We start from the raw sequence: 7704 nt of genomic DNA on the forward strand, positions 1-7704 counted from the left end.
TTCAACAGATTGGCTGCGTGAGGCCTACGGGCGGAATAGCCCTCTTTCTGTCAACATCGAAAATTCGCGACAGAGCCAAGCGGGCCTCGCTCGCAGAGCGAGATCTTAGGGGCTTTTCTGCCGTGCTCCTTGTTCGCGCTGGAGCGGGTCGCTGGTCTGGCGCGGGATCACGAGGCAGCCGGTCCGAGGCCAAGACGGTTAACGGCAACAGCCTTATGGGTGCGAGGAGGCCGCTGAGTTGGTGGCTCGAACCCTATTGCAAGTCGAGTGAATGCTGCTCAGGATAGGGTGCACGGCGCCCGGGGGTACCTGGCGCATGAGTTGCCTTAGAAAAGGCGAGGGCTGGTCGGCCAGCTGTCCGCGCGCAGGGAGAACTCCATGGAAGAAGACAAGCTTCGGTCATTAATTGGCGCCGTCAAGGATGGGCGCATGTCGCGCCGCGGCTTCATCGCCCGGATGGCGTCGGTCGGGTTTACGGCTCCGATGGCAGGCATGCTGCTCGCTCAGGCAGGCGTTGCCTTCGCGCAGACCCAACCAGCCTACAAGCCGACCAAGGCCGGCGGCGGCGGACCGCTCAAGCTCCTGTTCTGGCAAGCTGTCACCCTTATCAACCCGCATTTCGCGACGGGAACCAAGGACCAGAACGGCTCCCGGGTCTTTTATGAGCCGCTCGCCGGCTGGGACAAGGACGGCAACCTCATCCCGTTTCTCGCAGCCGAGATCCCGAGCCGCGAGAACGGCGGGCTCTCTGCGGACGGCACTAGCGTCACCTGGAAGCTCAAGCGCGGCGTGAAATGGCACGACGGCCAGCCCTTCACCGCCGACGATGTGGTGTTCAATTGGGAGTATGCGATCGATCCGGCGACCGCCGCCACGACGAGCGGCTCCTACACCAGCTTGAAAACCGTCGAGAAGGTAGACGACCATACTGTCCGGCTCGTCTTTAAGCAGCCCACGCCGTTCTGGGCCGACCCCTTCGTCGGCGTGGTCGGCATGATCATCCCGAAGCATGTCTTCGCGGAGTATAAAGGCGCCAAATCCCGCGAGGCGCCAGCCAACCTCAAGCCTGTCGGAACCGGGCCTTACAGGTTTGTCGACTTCAAGCCTGGCGACATCCTGCGCGGCGAGCGCAACCCCGATTACCACATCCCCAGTCAACCCCATTTCGATACGATCGAGATCAAAGGCGGTGGGGATGCCGTCTCGGCGGCTAGGGCGGTGATTCAGACCGGTGAGTTCGACTACGCCTGGAACATGCAGGTCGAGGACGATATCCTCAAGCGCATGGAGACGGGTGGGCGCGGCAAGGTCATCACGGTTCCGAGCGGCGATCTGGAATTCATCATCCTCAACACCACCGATCCCTGGACCGAGATCGACGGCGAGCGCTCGCACGCTAAGTCGAAGCACCCCACGCTTACCGATCCGGCGGTGCGCCAAGCCATCAACCTGCTCATCGACCGGGACTCGATCCAGCGGTTCATCTACGGCCGCGGCGGCACGGCCACGGCGAACTTCGTCAATGCTCCGGAGCAGTTCCGTTCGCCCAACATGAAGTACGAGTTCAATATCGACAAGGCGAACAAGATCCTCGACGAAGCCGGTTGGAAACAAGGCGCAGACGGGATCCGCGAAAAGGACGGCAAAAAGCTCAAGTACGTCTTCCAAACTTCGATCAATGCGCCTCGCCAGAAGACGCAGGCGATCATCAAGCAGGCCTGCCAGAAGGCCGGCATCGACCTCGAGCTCAAGTCCGTGACGGCGACCGTGTTCTTCTCGTCGGACGTCGCGAATCCGGACACCTACACGAAGCTCTATTGCGACATGGAGATGTACACGACGACGCAGCCGCAACCTGATCCGGAGCGGTTCCTCAATCAGTTCGTCTCGTGGGAGGTCGCGACGAAGGAGAACAAGTGGCAGGGGCGAAACATCTCGCGCTATGTCGATCCGGCGGCCGACGAAGCCTACCGGGCGGCGCAGAAGGAGCTCGATCCGGTCAAGCGTGCTGCGCTCTTCATCAAGATGAACGACATCTTCTGCAGCGCGAACGTGATCCTGCCGATCATCTCCCGCACGCGAACGGCTGCCTGCAGCAACACGCTGGTGCCCAACTACAGCGGCTGGGACGCCGACCTGTGGACGCTCAACAGCTGGTACCGCGAGGCATGATCCCTCAGGTGACACGGACTGGCAGATACGAGGGCGCCCGATGACGGATTACGTGATCAGGCGCCTCCTCGTGGCGATCCCGAGCCTGCTCGGGATCAGCCTCATCCTGTTCACAGTGCTGGCGCTCGCGCCCGGGGACCCGTTCAGCGAGCTTGCGACAAACCCGAACATCCCGCCTGAGGTGCGGGCGAACCTGCGCGAGAGTTTCGGGCTTGATGACCCCATTCTGGTGCGCTACCTGCGCTGGCTTGCCGCGATGGCGCAGGGTGACTGGGGCTTCTCGTTCGCGAGCCGCGTCGACGTCGACACGCTCATCCTGCAGCGTGTGCCCACCACGCTCTTCGTCATCGGATCGTCCCAAATTCTAGCGCTCGCCATCGCGCTGCCCGTCGGGATCTATGCCGCGACCCGTCCTTACTCCGTGTTCGACCAGATCGCGAACACCCTCGCCTTTGTCGGGTTCTCGCTGCCAACCTTCTTCACGGGACTGCTCCTCATCCTGATCTTCTCAATCAAGCTCGACTGGCTGCCGTTTGTCTACAGGGCCGACATCCCGGAGACTGGCTGGCGCTGGTACTGGGAGCACGCCCGGCAGGCACTCATGCCGGTCCTCGTCCTGGGCCTGTTTCAGGCAGCGTCCTACACTCGTTACGTGCGCGCGGCGGTACTGGACGTGGTTCGGCTGGACTATGTCACCACGGCACGCGCTAAGGGCTTGCCCGAGCGGACCGTGACGCTGCGCCATGTTGCGCGCAACGCCCTCATCCCGGTGGTCACCCTCGTGGCGTTGCAGATGCCCGCCGTCTTCGGCGGCGCCATCGTCACCGAGCAGATCTTCCGGGTGCCCGGCATCGGATCCCTTCTCATCAACGCGATGCTCGCGAATGACACCCCGGTCGTCATGGCGGTAACCTTCGTCTTCGCCTGCCTCGTCGTATTCTTCAACCTCCTCGCAGATGTGCTCTATGGCTGGCTCGATCCCCGCATCTCTTTCCGATAAAGCGGCTTCCCCGGTTGCTCGCTCCGCCTCACGGGGCAGCGAGACCTGGCGGCGGTTCCGTCGCCACCGGCTGGCGGTGGCGGGGGCTTTCATCTTGAGCTTGATGTGCCTCGGCGTGATGTTCGGATCCCTGCTCTGGCCCGTCGCAATCAATGACATCGACTTCGCGGCAACCTTGCAGGGCCCGTCCCTCGCTCATCCGTTTGGCACCGACGACCTGGGCCAGGACCTGCTCGCGCGCATGATCTATGGCGGGCGCATCTCGCTTGCGGTTGGATTCGCCGCGATGATCATCGCGACCCTCGTCGGGGTCGTGATCGGCGCGGTCGCCGGCATGTCCCGCGGCATCGCCAACTCCTTTCTGACGTGGCTTACCGACCTCTTCCTGTCGCTGCCGCAACTGCCGCTCCTGCTTCTCGTCATCTATCTCTTCCGCGACCGGCTCAAGGCTGTGTTCGGCCTAGAGGGCGGTGTCTTCGTCGTGATCGTGCTGGTGATCGGAGGCTTGCGCTGGATGCCAGTGGCTCGCTTGGTGCGGGCGCAGTTCCTCTCTCTGCGGGAGAAGGAATTCGTCGAGGCGGCGCGCTCCCAAGGCGCGAGCCGGTGGCATCAGGTGATGCGTCACATTCTGCCAAACGCGCTCGGACCTGTGATCGTAGCGAGCACGATTGAGGTCTCGACGGCAATTATCGCGGAGTCGACCCTCTCGTTCCTCGGCCTTGGCTTCCCACCGGACATTCCCACGTGGGGACGCATCCTTTTTGACGCCAAGGATCATCTTGAGTTTGCTCCCCACTGGGCGCTTTTTCCAGGAGCCGCGATCTTCCTCACTGTCCTGTCAATCAACTTCGTCGGTGACGGCCTGCGCGATGCGCTCGACCCGCGACGCATCATCTAGAGAGCAGGCTGGAGCGTGATGGAATCGATCCTCGATGTTCAGGAACTCACCGCCGCCTTCCGCGTCGAGGGTGCGTGGCGCCCCGTCGTGCGCAACCTATCCTTCTCGATTGGGCCGAAAGAGACCGTCGCCATCGTGGGCGAGTCGGGCTCCGGCAAGAGCGTGACGGCCCTTTCCATCATGCGCCTCCTGCCCCGCGATACGAGCCGGGTCACGGGGCGGGTGCTCCTCAAAGGCCGTGATCTCCTGGGATTGCCGAACGCCGAGATGCGCCGCGTTCGTGGCGACGACATCGCCATGATCTTCCAGGAGCCGATGACCAGCCTCAATCCCGTGCTGACCATCGGCTTTCAGATAGCGGAAGCGCTGATGCTGCACCGGCGTCTCTCGCGGGCAGAGGCCGACGCGGAGACGGTGCGCCTGCTGGAGAAGGTGCGCATCCCGAATGCAAGAGCCCGTCTCGACGACTACCCTCACCGATTCTCGGGCGGCATGCGCCAGCGCGTCATGATCGCCATGGCGCTCGCCTGCCGGCCGAAGCTTCTCATCGCCGACGAACCGACGACCGCCCTGGACGTGACCATTCAGGCGCAGATCCTCGACCTCATCAAGAGCCTCCAGGATGAGGAGGGCATGTCCGTCCTCTTCATCACCCATGACATGGGTGTCGTCGCCGAGATTGCTGACCGAACCGTTGTGATGCTCGACGGCGAAGCGGTCGAGAGCGGGTCCACGGAGACGATCTTCGCCAGGCCACGCCAGGGCTACACGCGCGCGCTCATCGCCTCCGTGCCGGTGCTCGGCTCGATGGCTGGGCGACAACATCCAATGCGCCTTCCTGTCGTCGATCGTGCGACCGGGATCCTGGAGCCCGCCGTCGAGACGCCGGATACGATCGTGCCGTCGACACGGCCCGTGCTCGAAGTCAAGGACCTGACGACGCGCTTCGATCTGCGGTCCGGCCTGTTCGGCCGGGTGGGCGGACGGGTTCACGCGGTTGAGAACGTCTCGTTCAGCCTCGCTCGCGGCGAGACGCTGGCGCTGGTTGGCGAATCCGGATGCGGCAAGTCGACGACGGGACGTTCCGTCATGCGGCTGATCGAGCCGCTCGCCGGCTCCGTCCGGCTCGACGGTGAGGACTTGATGGGGCTCAGCCCCCGCGAGCTGCAGCAGCGCCGCAGGCTCATCCAGATGATCTTCCAGGATCCGTTCGCAAGCCTCGATCCTCGCATGACGATCGGCACCGCGATCGCCGAGCCTCTTCTGATCAATAAGCTCGCAACGCGGCACGAGGCGCGTGAGATCGCCGCCGATCTCTTGAGCCGGGTCGGTCTCTCGCCCGACATGACCAGGCGCTTCCCGCACGAGTTCTCCGGCGGCCAGAGGCAGCGCATCGCGATCGCGCGAGCTCTTGCGGTGGGGCCGAAAGTCATCGTGGCGGACGAAGCAGTCTCGGCGCTGGACGTCTCGGTCAAGGCCCAGGTTGTCAACCTGATGCTCGACCTGCAGGCGGATCTGCACCTCGCCTTTCTGTTCATCTCCCACGATATGGCGGTCGTCGAGCGCGTGAGCCACCGCATCGCCGTGATGTATCTCGGCGAGATCGTCGAGATTGGGCCGCGCAGCGCGATTCTCGAGAACCCTCAGCACCCCTACACCCGGCGCCTCCTTGCCGCCGTCCCGGTGCCCGACCCGGCGCGACGCGGCAGCCGCCATCGGGTTTCGGACGGCGATATCAAGAGCCCCATCAGGTCAGTCGACTACCTCCCGCCGGAGCGCCTGTACCGGGAGGTGTCGCCGGGCCATGTCGTCCAGGTCTGGGGCGAGGAGTGGAATGACCCGATGCTGGCCAAGGATCTTCAGGGAACGTTCGCCGGCTGACCGCTCGAGCCGTCGGGTGCGGTCGGAGGGGGCTGCCCTTGCTGTTGCCAATCCCAGCCTGACGGCAGATCGCATCCAGGCCTAACGCAATCTTTTTGTCCGGTCGGCACTGACTGGGTTCGAAGCCAATCAAAGGTCCGCTTCTGGCACTCCTGAGACTAAAGCCTGATGGCAGCAATCCTCACGTAACCAGACGTTCCGAAAGGTTGAGGAACATCAGTGCCTGACCCGGACGTGACCGTCAGAGTGTTGGCCAGAGTATTGCAAGGCAATCAGGCGCCATTAATTCGGACCATCACGCAAACGAATACGGCTCTGCCGCTTCCTCCGATGCCGTTGTGAAAGGCGAGGCTTCCCGGAACTCGTCAAACGGTTGACTCCCAGGTCCCGTCCACGGCAAACGCCTCGCCTTCGCCCGGCCAAGGCGGCATGGTTGTCCCAACCGCCATTAGCGGTTCGTGCGAAACAGAGCGAAACTGGAAGTGGGTTCCAACCGGGATTGTGATGGCGACGCCGGGCTCCACGTCTACGATCTCTTCGCGTTCATGCCAGCGGCGCCACATCTGCCCGCGGCCCGAGACAAAGTACCAGACCTCCTCAACGGTATGATGCGCCATTGCTCTTGAGACCGCATGCGGCGGCAGCGTGAAATGGGCTAGGCTGCCCCGGCTTGTGCTGCACAGGACCCGCACTTCAGAACCATCGGGGGCAGTAGCGTCAGGGAGCGTGCCAAGCCGTTTGGTTGCAAAGGCCATGGAGCATCCTCCTGCAGCTGGGAGAGGGAAGTTACCATACCAGACGAGGCGCTCGCCGGATGCCTTTTGGAGATAGCCCGCAGAACCCACCGATCGAGTTCCACCTGTATGTCTTGCCACACCTAGCAACCCGCTTCCACGGTCCGATCCGTTTCTTCGTCCGTGGTCGTGCGCAACGCCGCGGGCACTTGGCCATCACCTACTTCAGCAAAGGTCCGAAAATGGCAGATTTTGTTGAAAAAGTCCCAGCCCCACTTAACCGATCTATTAATGGCGACAACGTACCAGGTCAGGCCCATCATCTTGCATGTTGATCATGCGAAAAATGGCCGTTGCCGCCTTTTTCAACATTGGGTAATGGGGCGGCATCCCCCTGGATGCTGATAGCATCGGCTGGCCACGTGCACAGGAGAGAGCAGCCATGGACTACTACGCTGGTTTAGATGTCTCGATGCATGAGACCCACATCTGCGTGGTCGAGCGAGACGGATGTGTTGTTCTGGAGGCGAAGGCCTCCAGCACGCCAGAAGCGATTGCCGCCGTGCTGGAGACGGTACCTGCCTGCGAGAAGATCGTGCTTGAGACCGGCCGTATGGCACCCATGCTCTTCCACGGACTTGCCGCGCTCGGGCTGCCGGTGATCTGCATCGAGAGCCGGCAGGCCTACCAGGCGCTGAAGTCGCTGGCGACCCACAAGACCGACCGCAACGATGCCCGCGGGCTGGCGCATCTCGCCCGAACCGGCTTCTTCAAGCCCGTGCATGTCAAATCGCTGCCAGCCCATGCGGTGCGTGCCCTGATCATCGCCCGCAAGAAGCTGGTCGGGCAGCGCGTCACCTTGGAGAACCAGATCCGCGGTCTGGCGGTGGTATTCGGCGTCCGGCTGCCCCGCGGGCTCAGTCTGGACTTGCTCCGAAAAGATGGAGAGCCTCTCATGAAGCAGGAGGATCTCCATGCCCCAGACACGCTTTACGAAAGAATTTCAGGATGAGGCTGTT

5 protein-coding genes and 1 pseudogene are annotated in these 7704 nt (G+C 62.9%); 5 read left to right on the forward strand and 1 reads right to left on the reverse strand.

All coding sequences use genetic code 11. The features are described 5' to 3' along the window. Positions 1–378: 378 nt before the first annotated feature. The 4 genes from DC522_RS31675 to DC522_RS31690 are packed head-to-tail and all read left to right on the forward strand — an operon-like array spanning position 379 to position 5951. A complete protein-coding gene (locus tag DC522_RS31675) occupies positions 379–2172 on the forward strand; it encodes a peptide ABC transporter substrate-binding protein (protein ID WP_116532432.1) in 1794 nt (597 codons plus the stop codon). Between the two features lie 40 nt (positions 2173–2212). Further along, entirely contained in the window at positions 2213–3172 is a 960-nt protein-coding gene (locus DC522_RS31680) for an ABC transporter permease (protein WP_116532433.1), read from the forward strand. Beyond that, positions 3138–4070, forward strand: a complete 933-nt coding sequence (locus tag DC522_RS31685; RefSeq protein WP_116532434.1) for an ABC transporter permease — start codon at positions 3138–3140, stop codon at positions 4068–4070. The genes DC522_RS31680 and DC522_RS31685 overlap by 35 nt, the downstream gene beginning before the upstream one ends. Positions 4071–4088: 18 nt before the next feature. Beyond that, positions 4089–5951 (forward strand): ABC transporter ATP-binding protein, encoded by a 1863-nt coding sequence (locus DC522_RS31690; protein ID WP_116532435.1) that lies wholly within the window; start codon positions 4089–4091, stop codon positions 5949–5951. 365 nt (positions 5952–6316) lie between these two features. Here DC522_RS31690 and DC522_RS31695 read toward each other — a convergent pair whose 3' ends face one another. Beyond that, on the reverse strand, positions 6317–6706 hold the full coding sequence (locus DC522_RS31695; protein ID WP_116532436.1) for a cupin domain-containing protein: 390 nt from the start codon (positions 6704–6706) through the stop codon (positions 6317–6319). 421 nt (positions 6707–7127) lie between these two features. Between DC522_RS31695 and DC522_RS31705 the strand changes: the two are divergent. Next, positions 7128–7607, forward strand: a pseudogene (locus DC522_RS31705) (transposase); the annotation flags it as partial. Between the last annotated feature and the right edge of the window lie 97 nt (positions 7608–7704).

It is taken from the genome of Microvirga sp. KLBC 81 (genome assembly GCF_003075415.1).
In the GTDB taxonomy this organism is placed as follows: domain Bacteria; phylum Pseudomonadota; class Alphaproteobacteria; order Rhizobiales; family Beijerinckiaceae; genus Microvirga.

Excerpts from the sequence above, each read along its gene's own strand:
- DC522_RS31675 (WP_116532432.1), top strand. The coding sequence starts at position 379 with ATGGAAGAAGACAAGCTTCGGTCATTAATTGGCGCCGTCAAGGATGGG.
- DC522_RS31680 (WP_116532433.1), top strand. The coding sequence starts at position 2,213 with ATGACGGATTACGTGATCAGGCGCCTCCTCGTGGCGATCCCGAGCCTG.
- DC522_RS31685 (WP_116532434.1), top strand. The coding sequence starts at position 3,138 with ATGGCTGGCTCGATCCCCGCATCTCTTTCCGATAAAGCGGCTTCCCCG.
- DC522_RS31690 (WP_116532435.1), top strand. The coding sequence starts at position 4,089 with ATGGAATCGATCCTCGATGTTCAGGAACTCACCGCCGCCTTCCGCGTC.
- DC522_RS31695 (WP_116532436.1), bottom strand. The coding sequence starts at position 6,706 with ATGGCCTTTGCAACCAAACGGCTTGGCACGCTCCCTGACGCTACTGCC.